Origin of the sequence: Gilliamella sp. ESL0254, from assembly GCF_013344985.1 — a bacterium.
Classification (GTDB): domain Bacteria; phylum Pseudomonadota; class Gammaproteobacteria; order Enterobacterales; family Orbaceae; genus Gilliamella; species Gilliamella bombicola.
On the sequence record NZ_JAAEDU010000001.1, the window covers coordinates 270,923 to 288,036 of the forward strand.

General features: G+C 35.1%; 12 protein-coding genes and 1 pseudogene. 4 read left to right on the forward strand and 9 right to left on the reverse strand.

The annotated features are described in order from the left end of the window. Window position 1 precedes the first annotated feature (1 nt). Complete coding sequence (locus GYX25_RS11340) at window positions 2–238, reverse strand: YhdT family protein (protein ID WP_091347295.1); 237 nt, start codon at window positions 236–238, stop codon at window positions 2–4. A gap of 172 nt (window positions 239–410) precedes the next feature. Between GYX25_RS11340 and ilvC the strand changes: the two genes are divergently transcribed. Beyond that, the gene (gene ilvC / locus GYX25_RS01230; protein WP_091347294.1) at window positions 411–1,889 is read left to right on the forward strand and encodes a ketol-acid reductoisomerase; all 1,479 of its coding nucleotides are present in this window, start codon (window positions 411–413) and stop codon (window positions 1,887–1,889) included. Between the two features lie 264 nt (window positions 1,890–2,153). Next, window positions 2,154–2,726, forward strand: coding sequence for a cell division protein ZapC (locus tag GYX25_RS01235; protein WP_202983792.1), 573 nt, complete (start codon window positions 2,154–2,156; stop codon window positions 2,724–2,726). A 41-nt stretch (window positions 2,727–2,767) separates the two neighbouring features. On the opposite strand, the gene GYX25_RS01240 is transcribed toward GYX25_RS01235, so the two are convergent. Both GYX25_RS01240 and greB read right to left on the reverse strand, forming a co-directional pair. Then, entirely contained in the window at window positions 2,768–3,874 is a 1,107-nt protein-coding gene (locus GYX25_RS01240) for a YcbX family protein (RefSeq protein WP_174786492.1), read from the reverse strand. A 66-nt stretch (window positions 3,875–3,940) separates the two neighbouring features. Continuing rightward, window positions 3,941–4,426, reverse strand: a complete 486-nt coding sequence (gene greB / locus GYX25_RS01245; protein ID WP_174786493.1) for a transcription elongation factor GreB — start codon at window positions 4,424–4,426, stop codon at window positions 3,941–3,943. A 44-nt stretch (window positions 4,427–4,470) separates the two neighbouring features. Between greB and GYX25_RS01250 the strand changes: the two are divergent. Next, a pseudogene (locus GYX25_RS01250) lies at window positions 4,471–6,637 on the forward strand (Tex family protein); the annotation flags it as partial. A 333-nt stretch (window positions 6,638–6,970) separates the two neighbouring features. After that, window positions 6,971–8,593, forward strand: coding sequence for a hypothetical protein (locus tag GYX25_RS01255; protein WP_174786495.1), 1,623 nt, complete (start codon window positions 6,971–6,973; stop codon window positions 8,591–8,593). Window positions 8,594–8,801: 208 nt separating this feature from the next. Here GYX25_RS01255 and ushA read toward each other — a convergent pair whose 3' ends face one another. From ushA to GYX25_RS01285, 6 genes are all read right to left on the reverse strand, one after another. Continuing rightward, window positions 8,802–10,484 carry a bifunctional UDP-sugar hydrolase/5'-nucleotidase UshA gene (gene ushA, locus GYX25_RS01260; protein ID WP_174786496.1) on the reverse strand — a complete coding sequence of 561 codons (1,683 nt, stop codon included), beginning with the start codon at window positions 10,482–10,484 and terminating at the stop codon, window positions 8,802–8,804. A gap of 29 nt (window positions 10,485–10,513) precedes the next feature. Beyond that, window positions 10,514–11,815: a pyrimidine-nucleoside phosphorylase gene (locus tag GYX25_RS01265; protein WP_174786497.1), complete on the reverse strand. Its 1,302-nt coding sequence runs from the start codon at window positions 11,813–11,815 to the stop codon at window positions 10,514–10,516. Between the two features lie 94 nt (window positions 11,816–11,909). Then, the gene (locus tag GYX25_RS01270) at window positions 11,910–12,305 is read right to left on the reverse strand and encodes a cytidine deaminase (protein ID WP_174786498.1); all 396 of its coding nucleotides are present in this window, start codon (window positions 12,303–12,305) and stop codon (window positions 11,910–11,912) included. A 33-nt stretch (window positions 12,306–12,338) separates the two neighbouring features. Next, entirely contained in the window at window positions 12,339–14,312 is a 1,974-nt protein-coding gene (locus GYX25_RS01275; protein ID WP_174786499.1) for a bifunctional 2',3'-cyclic-nucleotide 2'-phosphodiesterase/3'-nucleotidase, read from the reverse strand. Window positions 14,313–14,341: 29 nt separating this feature from the next. Then, complete coding sequence (gene add, locus GYX25_RS01280; RefSeq protein WP_174786500.1) at window positions 14,342–15,514, reverse strand: adenosine deaminase; 1,173 nt, start codon at window positions 15,512–15,514, stop codon at window positions 14,342–14,344. 282 nt (window positions 15,515–15,796) lie between these two features. Beyond that, window positions 15,797–17,050: a nucleoside permease gene (locus GYX25_RS01285; RefSeq protein ID WP_091347274.1), complete on the reverse strand. Its 1,254-nt coding sequence runs from the start codon at window positions 17,048–17,050 to the stop codon at window positions 15,797–15,799. Window positions 17,051–17,114 lie beyond the last annotated feature (64 nt).

Genomic DNA, 17,114 nt, shown 5'->3' on the forward strand with positions numbered 1-17,114 from the left:
ATCACTTAGTTTGTTCTAATAACATATTTTTAAATTGAAATTTTACAATTACCCAACACAGTAATATAAAACCCAAAGGTACCATGATACATGACAGTTCAAACCATAATGGCAATCCTAAAAATCCTATTTTATCACTAACGCAGTAAGCACAAACGATCCATCCTAGAAGATAAATAAAAGTTAACAATAACGAAAGTTTGGCTTCTTTATTTGCTTGCAGATATCGAGCATCCATATTGGTTTATTGATGAATTGAGGGTGGCTTAGATTAAAAGAAAGTACTTAACTTAGCAAGAGTATTGCGATTTATGCAATATTGTATTTTAAATATATCAATTTTAGCAATATTAAAATTACTATATAGTGGTTGATGTCGATTATAAATAACTCAACGCTTGGAGAGAATAATGTCAAACTATTTTAATACCCTAAATTTACGTGAAAAATTAGAACAACTAGGTCAATGCCGTTTTATGGCTCGTGATGAATTTGCATCTGAAGCTGATTTTTTAAAAGGTAAAAAGATTGTCATAGTAGGTTGTGGTGCACAAGGACTTAATCAAGGTCTTAATATGCGAGACTCGGGTTTAGATATATCTTATGCTTTACGTAAAGAAGCCATTGCTGAAAAACGAGCATCTTGGAAAAAAGCAACTGAAAATGGTTTTAAAGTAGGAAGTTATGAAGAATTGATTCCAACTGCTGATCTTGTTATTAATTTAACTCCAGATAAGCAACATTCTGCTGTTGTGCAAGCAATCCAACCACTAATGAAACAAGGCGCAGCACTTGGCTATTCACATGGTTTTAATATTGTTGAAGTAGGCGAAAAGATCCGTTCTGATATTACCGTTGTTATGGTAGCACCTAAATGCCCAGGAACTGAAGTGCGTGAAGAGTATAAACGTGGCTTTGGTGTACCGACCCTGATCGCCGTTCATCCAGAAAACGATCCGAAAGGTGAAGGTTTAGCTATTGCTAAAGCATGGGCAGCAGCAACAGGTGGACATCGTGCAGGTGTTTTACAATCTTCATTTGTTGCTGAAGTTAAATCAGATTTAATGGGTGAACAAACAATTCTTTGTGGTATGTTGCAAACTGGATCTTTACTTTGTTTTGATAAACTGGTTGCTGATGGTGTTGATCCTGCTTATGCGTGCAAATTACTCCAATTTGGTTGGGAAACAATCACTGAAGCGTTAAAACAAGGCGGAATTACCTTAATGATGGACCGATTATCAAATCCAGCTAAATTAAGAGCTAATGCTTTAGCAAAAGAATTGAAAGTGATCATGACTGATCTTTATCGCAAACATATGGATGATATTATATCTGGTGAATTTTCATCGACCATGATGAAAGATTGGGCAAATGATGATGTTAACCTACTTAAATGGCGTAAAGAAACCGGCGAAACCGCATTTGAAAAAGCAGCTGAATATCAAGGAAAAATTGATGAACAAGCTTACTTTGACCAAGGTGTCGTTATGGTTGCGATGGTTAAAGCTGGTGTTGAACTTGCATTCGAAACTATGCTTGAGTCAGGCATTTTACCAGAATCAGCTTATTATGAATCGTTACATGAATTACCACTCATTGCTAATACTATTGCGCGTAAACGTCTATATGAAATGAATGTGGTAATTTCTGATACAGCTGAATATGGTAACTATCTATTTGCTAATGCCGCTGTACCGTTATTAAAAGAAAAATTTATGCCAATGTTACAACCGGGTGATCTTGGTAAAGCAATTCCTGAAGGTAGCGTCGATAATGCTCAATTACGCGATGTAAACGAAGAAATTCGTAATCATCCAATAGAAGCAATAGGTCGTAAACTACGTAGTTATATGACTGATATGAAGCGTATTAATGTTGCAAGCTAAACCATAATTTATGACTAAATGAAAGGGTGCTGAAAAGCACCTTTTTTTTATGTGTAGAGTTTTCCATAAAAAATTGATCCAAAAGGATCGAAATGGATCTTAATTAGATCTAACTTATATTTTTTGGATCCTTTTATTTGTTATTTAAAATTTTTAAAAATTATATAATTAAATAATTTTTATTTTAAATTTTTATTTATTTTTTATCTAAGTTATGTTATCTTTTTGGCTAAATTTAGTTCAATTAGCGAGGATGATACATCAATGAAAATGGCTTTTCGGCCGACTGATTGTTGGCGTTGGTATTTTGACAGCGAATACGATAGCCTAATGCTTGAAGTTTCATCTGAAATGTTATTCCGTTCTTGTTATCCAAGTAAAATGCTAATTCCTGATGTTTTTGGTGAATTTTCATTTTCTGTTAGCGATGCAACATCTTATTATCAATTTCATGATAGTTGCCAGTCGCTTAATTTGAATGATGCACAAAAAATTGAATTATCCATTAATGCTATTGTTGCGGCTAATTTTTTAAAACCTCAAATGCCTAAAAGCTGGTACTTCTCTCAACAGCCAATGTTATACGTTCCAAAAGTCGCCGATGTTGTCGAGGTGAGTTTGCAAGAAGGTGGACAAAAGGTTTGTTTGATGATTGTCGAGGCGGGTGAAAATGCTTCGCTTTGTATTATTGCGCAGCCTTCTTTTGTTGCTATGAACAAGACGTTCAGTTTTTCTGAAGCTATTAAAGTCATGAATGACAGATTAAAGCCTATGTCGCAATCTTTATCTGAGCAGATGGGATTGGTAGAACATTGTGAATTAGAAGCTATTTCTTAATAGTAAAAATCAAAATAAGTAGAATAATGGACATATCAGTTTCATCCTTTTTTAGGTGATTCGATAGTAATATCTCCTTTAGGAATGCAGCTACAGGCTAAAATTCGATTATTACGTTTTATAGCTGACTGAGTTAATGCACTTATTTCTCCCTTTTTTAAAACAACTGAGCAACGCCCACAAATACCCGAACGACAGGAATAAGGTAATGCTATTTTATGTTGTTCTAACTGCTCTAAAATGGTTTGCTTATTATTACCTTTAATAGTTTTATCTTCAAAAGTAATTGTGCAAAGTTGTGTTTCAGTTTTTATTTCTGGTGGAAAGGTTTTTATATAGTTTTTGGCTACTTGCCTTTCCAATATCTCTATTTTATCGTGAATCGAAATGGTGCCATGATTTCGGGCAATCATATTCATACCGAAATCAATTTGACCTTGTTCATCAGCTCTAAAATATCGTAATGTATTAAGCGGTTCATTATTGGCTAATGGTTTTGCTGAATTGACATCAATTGTTGTTAGTACACAGCGAGTACAAGGTTTAACGATATCAAAAATCACCTCGCCAATTTTGATTGTCTTCCAACCATCTTCAGCAAAAGGGAGTGCTCCTTGAATAATAATATTACCTCGAAATTGCCTAATATCGAGTTGTTCAGGGCATTGATGTTGTAAATAATTAAATGAAGCCTTGTTTAATAACAAATAAGGATAACCATCAGCAAAACTAACCGGTACTTCTGGGTAGCGTTTTGTTCGACGAGTTAATTGTTGGCCAACCCATCGTAATTGCACGTCTTTGTGTAGAATTTTGCTGAAAAATTGATTTACTCGTATGGGAGCAATTTGCGAGGTGAAATGATTTCCCCAAATTTCGGTCGGCTCATTACTTAATGAAAATTCATCAAGATTGAATTTTATCATTTTTGTTGAAGATAGCGAAACGTATACTTCATTTTTTACTATAGATGTTTTGAATTTCAAAAGTTCAGGGTACTGCCTTGCAGTAATGAATGAACCATCGGGTTCACTAAGCATCAAAATACGATCGTGTGCAAAGCCCCCATCGCCAGTATTTGCCGTTGTTAGCGGTATGCCTTGCATCGATTTGATTGGATAGATATAGATCTGATCAATGGAAATCATAATAAATTAAATTAATTATCAATATGTTAGTATGATTATATACTTAATGCTTAATAATTTATATAGTTAAACCTCTAACTTTGTGTAGCTGATCTCTACAATATAATAAAACGTTTTTCCATTTGGGGTGATAACGGTTATTTCATCATCAACTTTATGTCCTATTAATGCTCTTGCTACAGGGCTGTTGATGGATATCCAATTTTTTTTAGGATTAAACTCATCAGCCCCCACAATGCGATAAACGTGTAGATTTCCATTTTTATCTTCTAACTTTATCCATGCACCAAAAAATACTTTACCCTCTTGTCTTGGATCTGGATCGATAATAGTCAATGATTCTAATCGTTTGGCAAGAAAACGAACTCGTCTATCGATTTCTCTGAGTCTTCGTTTACCATAGATATATTCGGCATTTTCACTGCGATCTCCAAGCGCTGCAGCATCTGATACCGCCTGGGTAACTTTAGGCCTTTCTTCTTTCCATAAATATTTTAGCTCACGATCGAGTGCTAAATAGCCCTCTCTTGTTATATAATTAGCTTTTTGCATGTTGAAGATAAATTCCGTTAATTGACAAAATATTCAGAGATACCATGGTAAATAATCAAATTAGTCATATTATAGCTGGTGAACTTATAGTAAAACCAGAACAAGTTTTAGCTGCGATTCAATTATTAGACGAAGGTAGCACTGTTCCATTTATTGCGCGATATCGAAAAGAAGTTACTGGTGGGCTTGATGATACCCAATTACGTAATTTAGATAGCCGATTGAATTATCTGCGTGAGCTTGAAGATCGTAAACAAACAATTTTAAAGTCGATAGAAGATCAAGGTAAATTAACGCCAGAATTAAGTGAACGTATTGTATCAACGTTGAGTAAAACCGAACTTGAAGATCTTTATTTGCCATATAAACCTAAGCGCCGTACTCGAGGTCAAATTGCGATTGAAGCTGGGCTTGAACCGCTTGCTGATGACTTGTGGCAAAATCCTTTATTAAATCCAGAAATCGAAGCAGAAAAATATCTCAATATAGATAAAGGTATCACTGATACAAAATCAGCATTAGATGGTGCGCGTTATATTTTAATGGAAAAATTTGCTGAAGATGCGACATTACTGGCAAAAGTACGTCATTATCTTTGGAATAACGCTCATTTAGTTTCACAAGTGGTGAGTGGCAAAGAAGACGAGGGGGCAAAATTCCGAGATTATTTTTCGCAAAGCGAACTTATTTCTAAAGTTCCATCTCATCGTGCATTAGCTATGTTCCGAGGGAGAAATGAAGGCTATTTACAGCTCTCATTAAATGCCGATCCACAATTTGAAGAGCCACCAAAGGAAAGCTATTGTGAACAAATTATTACTGAATATTTAGGTGTCCATTTTAATGATCAGCCTGCGGATAAATGGCGTAAAGCCGTTATTAATTGGACATGGCGCATTAAAATTTTAATGCACATGGAAACCGAATTAATGACAACATTACGAGAACGCGCCGAAGAAGAAGCGATTAATGTATTTGCTGCCAACTTGCATGATATGTTAATGGCAGCTCCGGCAGGTATGAAAGTGACTATGGGTATGGATCCAGGATTACGTACTGGGGTCAAAATAGCGGTTGTTGATGCAACTGGTAAATTAGTTGCGACTGAAACAATTTATCCACATACTGGGCAAGCCGATAAAGCGGCTATGATGGTGGCAGCGCTTTGTATCAAGTACCAAGTTGAATTAGTTGCTATTGGCAATGGTACGGCTTCGCGCGAAACTGAGCGTTTTTATCTTGATGTTCAAAAAAAATACCCAGAGGTCAAAGCGCAAAAAGTGATTGTTAGCGAAGCTGGAGCGTCAGTGTATTCAGCATCCGAACTTGCGGCGCAAGAGTTTCCTGATCTTGATGTATCGATTCGAGGTGCGGTATCTATTGCTAGGCGTTTACAAGACCCATTGGCAGAGCTTGTTAAAATCGATCCTAAATCAATTGGTGTGGGTCAATATCAGCATGATGTAAGCCAAACTCAGTTAGCTAAAAAACTTGATGCAGTTGTTGAAGATGGTGTAAATGCCGTTGGTGTTAATTTGAATACCGCCTCAATGATGCTACTTGCACGTATTGCTGGACTTAATAAAGTGATTGCCCAAAATATCATTGATTGGCGTAATGAAAATGGACAATTTACCGACCGTAAGCAGTTATTAAAAGTATCACGCTTAGGTCCTAAAGCATTTGAGCAGTGTGCTGGTTTTTTACGGATTATGGATGGTAAAAATCCACTTGATGCATCAGCGGTTCATCCAGAGGCTTATCCTGTCGTAGAGCGAATTTTAGAAAAAAATCATAAATCATTAAAAGAGATTTTAGGTGATACAAATTACTTAAAATCGCTTAACGCAGTTGATTATGTTGATGACCATTTTGGCGTTCCAACTGTAACTGATATTATTAAAGAGCTCGATAAACCTGGACGTGATCCAAGGCCTGAATTTAAAACCGCTCAATTTGCTGATGATATCGAAACGATGGAAGATCTAAAAGTTGGCATGATTATGGAAGGTTCGGTAACCAATGTAACCAACTTTGGTGCTTTTGTGGATATTGGGGTGCACCAAGATGGTTTAGTGCATATTTCGGCACTCTCAGATAAGTTTGTTGACGATCCAAGAACAGTGGTAAAAGCTGGTGATATTGTTAAAGTGAAAGTGATTGAAGTTGATATTCCACGCAAACGTATCGCTTTATCAATGCGGTTAAATGATCCTGCTATTTCGAAAGTTGACAATCGTCAATCTATTAATAAAGGGAGCGTCAATAATACCCAAAAAACGCACACATCGTCGAGTGTCAATAATGCGATGGGTAATGCATTTGCTGCCGCGTTTAAAAAAAATAAATAAACAACATGTTAAAAATTAAGGGACGATTGTCCCTATTTTTTTATTAAAGTCCTTCCGATATATAGCTATTTTAATATTGAATATTATCAATATGAATTTTAGTTCTTTAGCAAAAATCATCAATAATAATCTGTCCAAATATTGATCTAGAACAGATAAGAAAAATGAGCAAACTTATCACCTTACCTAAATCATGTTACAATCAAAAATGGATTATTTCTTAAAAGATTTATCAGAAATAAAAGTAATAGGAAAAGGACTATCAAAAACAATGAAAAAATATTTTAATGTTGTTCCACTGACATTATTGGTTATACTGTCAGGATGTGATAAAAGTAAAGTAAAATTAACGGAAGAAATTAAAGCAACACTGGAAGATCAAGACAAACCAATTTGTTTCTATCTAGGCAAAGTAACATTCCCTTACCTTAAAAAAGATCTCAGTTATCCAGCAAACGAACGATCGGAAGTATGGATAAATAACGAATTAAATCGGCGATTAGAAGTTTTTACAAGCTTAGGTTTATTAGACCGTTCATTAGATGCTAACAACCAAACCACAACCTATCAATTAGCTAAATTAAACAGCGACACAAAATTTAAAAAAGGTAGTTTTTGTTTTGGACAAGTGACTTTAGATAAACTATTTTTTTTAGGTATGAGCAATAATGTAAATTCATTTGCAACAGTCACTTATAATATTGAACAAATTCCTTCTTGGGTTAATAATGATATCTTTAAACAATATTTTTATGCTGGAGAGTTAGACGAAAATAAAAAAGATGCACATTTTGCCTATAGTTACCCTAAACTCATCGATGGGAAATTTCCAAATCAAATATCGTCTGATATTAAGTTAGCTAAATTGGTCAATGGTGAGTTTATCTTTGATAACGATGATTCAGTAAGACAGTCATTTTTTTATAGTGAGGATGAGAACAAATGGGATCAGGAACATTTTACTTATGCATATTACGATAAAGAAAAAGTAGCAAAAATAAGAAAATATTTTTTTTCATATAATCGCATCATTAATGATTGGGGTATAGAATCAGATCCCGTATTATTTGCAAAAGCAAATCCTTCAGAAAATTTAGCTCGCTCAACTAACCAAGTTGTAATGTATTACTTTTTTGATCATGCCCTTACCCAAAATCGTATTAAGTCTGCAACAGGCAATATAAAAAACAAGTTATTGGGTCAATATCAACATTTGCTAGATAATGGCGGCAGCTCTGTTTTTGAAATGAATTTTGATGATAGTGGGTTAGTTACTTCTTTTGTTGAGACAACTAAAAGTTATAATTATGTACTGAAGCGTAGTATTGTCGCTTCTGACGATTTAGAAACAGAACGAACTAGCTGGAAATTTTATGATTATTTTACCATGTCTTTGCCTAGCATAAATCAAAACTATACGAATCCGTTTGCAACCGATAATTATAATAAAACCGATTTATTTGATATTTTCCAAACAGACTATAGAACAAAATTTGTTCAAAAAATGGGGGAGTTAGATAAACTTCGCTCAGTTTCTGTCGGCTACGATGATGAAGATAAGATACTATTTTTTGATAAGAATATGACATTTCAATATAATAATAAAAATCAGTTGATTTCTAGAGTGATCGGTAATGAAACATATACTATGGAGTATAATAAACAAGGTCAGCTAATCAAATTAAAAAAATATGTTGATAACAACAAGAAAGCAACTCTTGAGTGTCAATTTTCTAAACATAATGGAAAAGGTGATTGGATAGTTAAAGAGTGTGATGACCACATGATAACTACACGAACTATTGAATATTATTAATAAATTTCATGATATTTTGATAAGTTACTAAATAAAAATCATTCAATATTAAGCACTACAAAAAAACTGTAGTGCCAACAATAGGGTATAAACCTTGAACACGGCACTACAGCTATGTTAGCTTAGTTACGATTACCGAATAATATGGTGATTATTCTCGAACAATGTATTGCTAATAAACATTTACGCTCAGGCATCCTTAAATAATTTAGTTGTGTATAAATTGTGTTGGTTCATAATCAGATGCATTAATTGGCGAATGTTCCTCAAAATATTGTTTTACAACATCAGCATCTCGATAACCAGTATCCACATAAGTTGGTGAAGTATTGGTTATTGGATAACCATCACCGCCTGCAGCTAAAAAATCTAGTGTAGCAATACGATATGATTTTTGTAAATCAATGGGTTCATTTTTAATTTTTACATCTTTAATATTATCGCCAGATCGTGTTAGAGTGATATTTTTCAGGTGTGGATATCCCCCCGAACCTTGTTTTTTATTGAGTGCTATTTTTAGGTAATCGATTAATTCGCTACCAGTCAATTCAAAATAAACAACACTATTACCAAAAGGCTCAACTTTTAGGATGTCGCGATAAGTAATATTGCCTTCAATTAATGAATCACGAATCATACCACCAGACATAATACCAATGTCAGCCTTGGTTTTTTCGATAAAAGCGCTGAGTAATAATTGTCCCATATTACTTTGTTGATATCTTACAACACTGCGATCACCTTCAAGGCGACCGATTAATTCACCACTTTTAACCAGTAATTGTTGTTTACCTTGTTCTTGATAAGGTTTTAAATTTTCGAGTAATGTTTTATCTTGTAAGATCTCTTTAGTGTAATATTCAAGGCGTTTGGTCCCGTCACCATTATCTACTTCTTTTTTTAGATTGATTGGAATTAACTGGTAATTTTGTAAAGTTATTTTACCATTTAAAAAGACAAAATCAGCACGCCCAACATATTTACCCCATTCATGGGCTTGTACAATCCATGTGCCATTTTGTTTATCGGGTGCGCATGGGGTACCAGGTACATATTCGGTAATGCGTTTATTCGGGCTAGCCATACAAACGGGATTTTGCGAATGACCGCCGACAATCATATCTAATTCGCCACTTTGCAAGCCTCTGGCTAATTCAACATCACCCGGTGCCATCGAGCCATGTTCTCCATTTTCGTAATGTCCCATATGTGTAACAGCAATAATCATATCTGGACTTTCTGTCTTTTTTATTTGGGCAATAACTTTTTGTGCTTCAGGTAATGTTTTTCGAAATTCAACGCCATCAGTATTTTTGGGAGAGGCTAAAAAAATTGTATCATCTGTGGTTAATCCAAATACCGCTACTTTAATGCCATTTAAATCAAACATTTTATAAGCATCAAAAACACGATTATCAGTACCTTTAAAGTAAGTATTGGCAGATAAAAATGGAAAATGGGCCCATTTTTGTTGCTCACGAATAACGGCTAAAGGGTGATCAAATTCATGATTACCCACCGCCATTGCATCATATCCAACTTCATTCATACCCAAAAAATCTGGTTTAGCTTGAAGTACATCTGATTCAGGAACACCAGTATTGATATCACCACCAGATAGAAGCAACACCTTTCCACCTTTCGTGGCTACTTCCTTTCTTATTTCATCAACAACTGTTTTTTGTGCAGCAAGACCATATTCACCGATATCATTTTGCCAAAAACGACCATGGTGGTCGTTAGTATGTAAAATAGTAAATTGATAAGGCTTGTTTTTCTCCCAACTTGGTGTTGTTGATTGTATTGTTGAAGCAGCCGCTATAGCGTTAACTGAAAATAGCCCCAAAACAACAAGCAGTGATATTTTTTTATTCAAATTTGAGTTATACATGGTGCCTCCTAAATCCTTATTGCCAATGATTACTCAGTAATCACTTTATAAATCAATTGTGGTTCATTGGCACAATCACTAATAATAATATTGTCATACAATTTTTGCTTAATCGCATCAAGCTTATCTGTACTAGCATGAATGGTTAACAATGCTTCGCCTTCGGCAACTTGATCGCCCACTTTTTTATGTAACACGATTCCAACCGCTGGATCAATAATGTCCTCTTTGGTTGCGCGTCCAGCGCCTAGTTGCATTGCCGCAATACCAATTTGATCTGCAATAATTTTTGATACATAACCTGATTTAAGAGCCGGTAGGGCAATTTGGTAAGGTGCACTAGCTAGTTTTTCAGGATGATCAACAATAGAACTATCACCACCTTGTGCTTCAATTAAAGTTTTGAACTTCTCGATAGCTTTGCCATTTTTAATGACTTCTTGAAGTTTTGCTCTAGCTTCTTCCAAGGTTTTGGCTTTATTGGCAAGCACAACCATTTGGCTACCTAATGTTAAAACTAATTCAGTTAAATCAGCGGGGCCATGGCCTTGTAAAGTATCAATGGCTTCTTTTATTTCAAGCGCATTACCAATTGCAAAACCAAGTGGTTGTGACATATCTGAAATGATAGCCATAGTTCTACGACCAATTTGGTTACCGATATTCACCATTTCATGGGCTAATTTTTCGGAATCGGCCATCTCTTTCATTAGTGCGCCATCGCCAGTTTTGACATCCAGAACAATGGCATCAGCGCCAGCGGCTAATTTTTTGCTCATAATTGAGCTTGCAATAAGCGGAATAGAATTAACTGTCCCTGTTACATCCCGTAACGAGTATAGCTTTTTATCTGCTGGTGTTAGATTGCCAGATTGGCCAATCACGGCAAGGCCTTTATGATTAACTTGATTAATAAAATCTTGTTTACTTAATTCAATTTTAAATCCTGGAATAGACTCAAATTTATCGGTGGTACCACCGGTGTGCCCAAGTCCACGTCCCGACATTTTAGCCACAGGTACATCTAAGGCTGCAACTAAAGGGGCAAGCACTAATGTTGTTGTATCGCCCACCCCACCTGTTGAATGCTTGTCCACTTTAATGCCTTTAATTGAAGAAAGATCTACTGTATCGCCTGAATGCATCATTGCGCTGGTTAAATCTGCACACTCTTTTGATGTCATACCTTGATAGTAAATTGCCATTAATAAAGCACTAACTTGATAATCGGGAATTTTGCCGTTAGTGTAGTTTGTAATAAAAAATTGTATTTCCTCGGTTGATAGTGCTTTTCCGTCGCGTTTTTTTTCAATAATATCAACAAATCTCATAACGATACTCTCTTATATTGATAATAGGGTGAATCTTTAATTGTTAAATCACCCTAAGTGTAATAGCTTAGTTAGGAAAATGATTAAGAACAAATTAGTCCAAATCACTTGGTGAAAAAGACCAAGGTAATAATTCTCCAACAGTGGTTTCCTGAATTTTACCGTTCATATTGGTCAAAATAACCGGCATATTTTTAGCACAAAACTCGTTAATAACTTGACGACAAGCACCACAAGGTGAAATTGGTCCATCGGTATCACCAATTACCACCAATTTTTTGAACTTACGTTTACCTTCTGATACTGCTTTAAAAATCGCTGTGCGTTCTGCGCAGTTAGTTAAGCCGTAAGAGGCATTTTCAACATTGCAACCTAAAATTGCTTCATCATCTTCAGTAATGAGCACTGCGCCAACTTGAAATTTAGAATAAGGCACATAAGCTTTAGAACGTGCTGTTTTAGCAAGCTCAATTAGTTTTTCTATTTTCATATTTATAAATCCTTTAGGGCATAATAATACTAATTAATTTTGGAGCTGAGTGTTAACCAATGATTGTAAATCAAGTCGATAAACCCCAAAACCTGAGTCATCTTTTTCGATAAAGTGAATAGGGTATATTGAATGCTTTTGAATATAATCTTTAGCTTCATCAGTTGGTGATGATTCAAAACGAATATCCAAATTGGTATCGCTAATAATTGGGGCAATTCGCCAATTATTGTCGACGCTAACCTCCACAGCGCCGTATTTTTGGGTGGTGTTGGTGATATAAGCTGAAAGAATCACTCTTAAATCATCAGGTGAATTAAATTTGACGTTTTTTTCACCTGTTCCCGGAAATATACCGCTATAAGCACGATAATTATTGGTGGCAATTAAAAATGTTTGGTTAGGATCAATCCGTTTTTGTCGATAAGTCAGACTATTAATTCTTTCTGATGAAGGGTTAATTAACTGACAATTTGCATCATAACGCGGTGGTTTAGTGACATCTATTTGATAATTCACACCATCAATGGTATCGAAATTATAAGTTCTAAATTTGTCCCAATTAATCAAATATTGTGGTTGAGATGAATGGGGATCGATTTGGTTATAGACACCCGCTGAGCATTCCAACCACTCTTTAACGTCTTTACCTGTCAATTTTATGGCGGACAAAATATTCGGATAAAGGTAGATATCTGCTGCATTTCTAAATGACAAATTACCTTTTTTAACATCAACAAAAGCGCTAGGATCGTTTTTCCTGCCACCTGCTTTAAATGGTGCAATGGCCGATAAAACAGGTAATCCATCAAGGTCAGGGTCACCTTGAATAAATTGCTTAACGTAATCGATCTGCGCATCGCTAATAATTTGTAACGCTGAGCTATCTTCAACCAAGGCCAAATAACTAGTAATATCAGTTGAAACCTTACCAATTGGTTTGCCAACAAATTCACGCGTACCTTGGTGATCTTTGGCTAGAATATCGATAATTTTAGGGTCTGCTTCAACTAGTGCTTTTTTATTTTTGACATCATAAATCGGTCTAGCTTCAGATTTGCCTGATGTCACTTGCCAATTAGATTTATCGCCATCAAGTACTAAATCCACCACGCCCAAATGGCTACCCCAATGTCCAGGCATAACAGCTGGTACATGATTAATGTTACCTGTTTTGATATCGGTATTTGGTAATGATTTAAACTCCTCGCTTGGGAACACGCCATGGGCATGGCCAAACATAATTGCATCAATACCTTTAACTTGACTTAAATAATAAACCGAATTTTCGGCCAAAGCTTTATAAGGTTCAGAAGAAACACCCGAATGGGGAATGGCAATAATGATATTAGCGCCTTGCTTTTTCATTTCTGGAACCAAGTGCTTGGCTGTTTCGGTAATATCTTTAACCACAACTTTACCATCAAGATTAAGTTTGTCCCATTGCATAATTTGTGGTGGCACAAAGCCAATATAGCCAATTTTAATTGTTTGTTTATTGCCGCTTCTATCAACGACGGGGGTATCGACAATAAGATATTGTTTGAAGAACGGCTTATTGGTTTTAGCATCATAGACATTTGCATTAACATAAGGGAATTTAGCACCAGCAAGGCTTTTTTGTAAAAATTCCAACCCAAAATTAAATTCATGATTACCAATATTACCAACAACATAATCAAGCGTATTGAGCGCCTTATAAACGGGGTGAATATCGCCATCGTTAAGGCCTTTATGCACTGCATAATCAGCCATTGGACTACCTTGAATTAAATCGCCATTATCGACCAGCACACTATTTTTTACTTCACGTCTTGCTTGGTGAATCAAATTAGCAGTTTTGGCTAATCCAAAAGCATCGATGGATTGATCTTTAAAATAATCATAATTCATCATATTGCCGTGCAAGTCGGTTGTTTCAATAATCCTTAAATCAACTGTTGCAGCACATGCCGCGCCAGAAATAAATAGGGCTAAAAAGGTGAGGGATAACTTAGTTTTTTTCATGCAAATCTCCTATTATTCTGACAACTAATTTAGTTAATTGGTATGGCTACCAACAATTTTTGATATTCTAAAAAACGTTCAATAATTGCTGGGTGATATTTTTGGTCATTGATGCATGTTTCTAATAATTGCTTATCATCAGATGTAAAATATGCTAGAACTTTGCCAATTAATTGATTTTTAACTGCGTTTTCAACAAATGCCGCCTGAACACCACAGAGCGTGATATCAAGCAATTCTAATCGTGAAAATGAGAAAATCGATTGGGCAATGTGATACTCTTTTTCGATATCAGTGCCAAAAATCCCTGCATCATCGGTATTTAGCGTAATGCGAACGCCTTGGTCATAAAGTTGCCTAATGGGGTGCTTATAAATATCGCCATGCAGCTCATTAACTAAAATTCGATTGCTTGTTAAGGCAATTTCAAGGGTGACTTTTTTATCGATCAGTTCACGAATAAGCACTTTGTCTTCAATGGCGCGAATACCGTGCCCAATTCTATTTGCACCATGTTTAAGCGCTTGAATAATACTCTCGGCTGAGTCTATTTCGCCTGCGTGATACGATTTTTTTAAATTAAGTTGAGAGGCTAATTCATGGGCGGCTTTAAAATCATCAAAATGGCCTGCTTTTTCATTACCTGCGATATTGAAACCGGTAATCAACGGATGAGGGTTATTTTGAATAAATTGCAGAGTATCATAAACCACATTCGCACCAAGATGTCTAACACCAATTACATGGTATCGCACAGTAATATCATATTGCTGACTAACGTCAATAATAGCCTTATCCATCTGCTTTAGTGTTTGGTGAAATCTATCTTGATTCCAAACAACTTGCCCGTCGTGGGATGGTGTTGCACAGATATGAAAAGGGGAGATAAACAGCTCGCAATAAATTAACCCTTGTTTAGCATTTCTAAAAAGAAAATCATAAGTAATATCGTAATAATCTTCAGGATTTTTTAGAAAACTAGAAACGATATCATACGTTTTAATAAACTCTTCAAACTTAGATTCGTCGTACGAATATCTACCATTTTTATACTCATTAGCATCATATTGGCCAGGTGGATAACATAAAGTTGCAGGGAACGGAATATTGTTTTTTTGGGCTAACTGGCGAGCCATCATTGGGGTAATACTCCCTTCAATATGCTCATGTAATATGACTTTGGGTATTATTTGATTTTTCATTAAAAATTTAATCTATTTAAATAAGCTAAATGGGCTCTGGTAATAATGATATAAAAACACTTATCAAAAAGCTCAAAATAGCATACTAACATTGTGAATTATAAACTCAGTTAGTGTACCTTGATAAGATAGCTTTCAGCCATCTATTTTGCATTACTGATTGATTTTTTGTGTGGTAAATCATATTTTTAAAGCTGACTGATTGATAATTAAAAAGGCAACAACCTATATTGTTGCCATTATATTGGTAGTGCTAAATTTAACCTACCACACAATAAATGATTAATTAATAGCTTGAGCTGTTTCTTTGTTTGAATGTTCGTTTTTAAAAATCAACATAAACACAATAGCTAAAACTAAAGCATAACCTGAAAAAACAAGCCAAACAGCATGCCAATTTACGGTTTTTCCTGAAGTATAATAATCGACCACAAAACCACTAGCCATTGTTCCCAAATAAGCACCGATTCCATTAGTCATCATCATAAATAGCCCTTGTGCACTATTACGGATATCTGGCGAGACCGTTTTTTCAACATACATCGAGCCTGAAATGTTATAGAAGTCAAAGGCACAACCATAAACAATCATTGATAGAAGTAATAATACAAAACCGAAAGGAGAAGGATCGCCGTAAGCAAATAGTCCAAAGCGAGCAACCCAAGCAAATATACTAATTAACATAACATATTTAATACCAAGGCGCTTCATAAAAAACGGTACAAATAAAATAAATATCACTTCTGAAATTTGTGAAATAGAAAGTAATACAGCAGGGTATTGAATTGCTAAGCTATCTTTGAATTCTGGAATATCATCAAAACTATGCAAAAATGAATTACCGAAGGTATTGGTAATTTGTAAAATACCGCCTAAAAAAGCTGCAAATAGAAAAAAGATAACCATTTTAGGTTGTTTGAATAATACAAACGCATCTAACCCCAATGAGCTAATAAGTGATCTTTTTTTATCTGAGTTTTGTGATGTCGAAATAAATGGAAGTGTTAATGAATACAAACTTAGTAAAAGAGAACCCGCAGCGGCGATATAAAGTTGTGTATTGCTAGCTTCTAATTTCAAAAAGCTAACTATCCACATTGCAACGATGAAACCGATAGTACCATATATCCTAATTCCCGGAAACTGAGTGATAACATCAAGTCCTTGAGAGTTCAAACATGAATAAGAAATTGAATTTGAAATAGCGATGGTAGGCATAAAGGCTAAACAGTGAATTAACATGACAATTGTCATCATTAACGGTGATGTAACAGATGCAGCAATAATTAGTGTTATAGCACCAATTAGATGACAAAGAACATAAAGGCGATTGGCTGGTATCCATCTATCGGCAACAATACCGAGTAAACTTGGCATAATTAGTGAAGCAATTGCCATCGAACCATATACAGAAGCTACCTCAATACCAATAAAATTTAATTGATGCTCAAGATAATAATTTAAGGTGATTAACCAGCTTCCCCATATAAAAAATTGCAGAAAAAATATTATTTTAAGTTGTAACTTGGTGTTCATTTTGTTTCCTTATTAAACAAGATTTTTATAACCTACTACACATAAATATGAATAATGCATTTGA

Excerpts from the sequence above, each read along its gene's own strand:
- GYX25_RS01285 (WP_091347274.1), bottom strand. The coding sequence starts at position 17,050 with ATGAACACCAAGTTACAACTTAAAATAATATTTTTTCTGCAATTTTTT.
- ilvC (WP_091347294.1), top strand. The coding sequence starts at position 411 with ATGTCAAACTATTTTAATACCCTAAATTTACGTGAAAAATTAGAACAA.
- greB (WP_174786493.1), bottom strand. The coding sequence starts at position 4,426 with ATGCAAAAAGCTAATTATATAACAAGAGAGGGCTATTTAGCACTCGAT.
- GYX25_RS01265 (WP_174786497.1), bottom strand. The coding sequence starts at position 11,815 with ATGAGATTTGTTGATATTATTGAAAAAAAACGCGACGGAAAAGCACTA.
- GYX25_RS01240 (WP_174786492.1), bottom strand. The coding sequence starts at position 3,874 with ATGATTTCCATTGATCAGATCTATATCTATCCAATCAAATCGATGCAA.
- GYX25_RS01235 (WP_202983792.1), top strand. The coding sequence starts at position 2,154 with ATGAAAATGGCTTTTCGGCCGACTGATTGTTGGCGTTGGTATTTTGAC.
- add (WP_174786500.1), bottom strand. The coding sequence starts at position 15,514 with ATGAAAAATCAAATAATACCCAAAGTCATATTACATGAGCATATTGAA.
- GYX25_RS01255 (WP_174786495.1), top strand. The coding sequence starts at position 6,971 with ATGTTACAATCAAAAATGGATTATTTCTTAAAAGATTTATCAGAAATA.
- GYX25_RS01270 (WP_174786498.1), bottom strand. The coding sequence starts at position 12,305 with ATGAAAATAGAAAAACTAATTGAGCTTGCTAAAACAGCACGTTCTAAA.
- GYX25_RS01275 (WP_174786499.1), bottom strand. The coding sequence starts at position 14,312 with ATGAAAAAAACTAAGTTATCCCTCACCTTTTTAGCCCTATTTATTTCT.
- GYX25_RS11340 (WP_091347295.1), bottom strand. The coding sequence starts at position 238 with ATGGATGCTCGATATCTGCAAGCAAATAAAGAAGCCAAACTTTCGTTA.
- ushA (WP_174786496.1), bottom strand. The coding sequence starts at position 10,484 with ATGTATAACTCAAATTTGAATAAAAAAATATCACTGCTTGTTGTTTTG.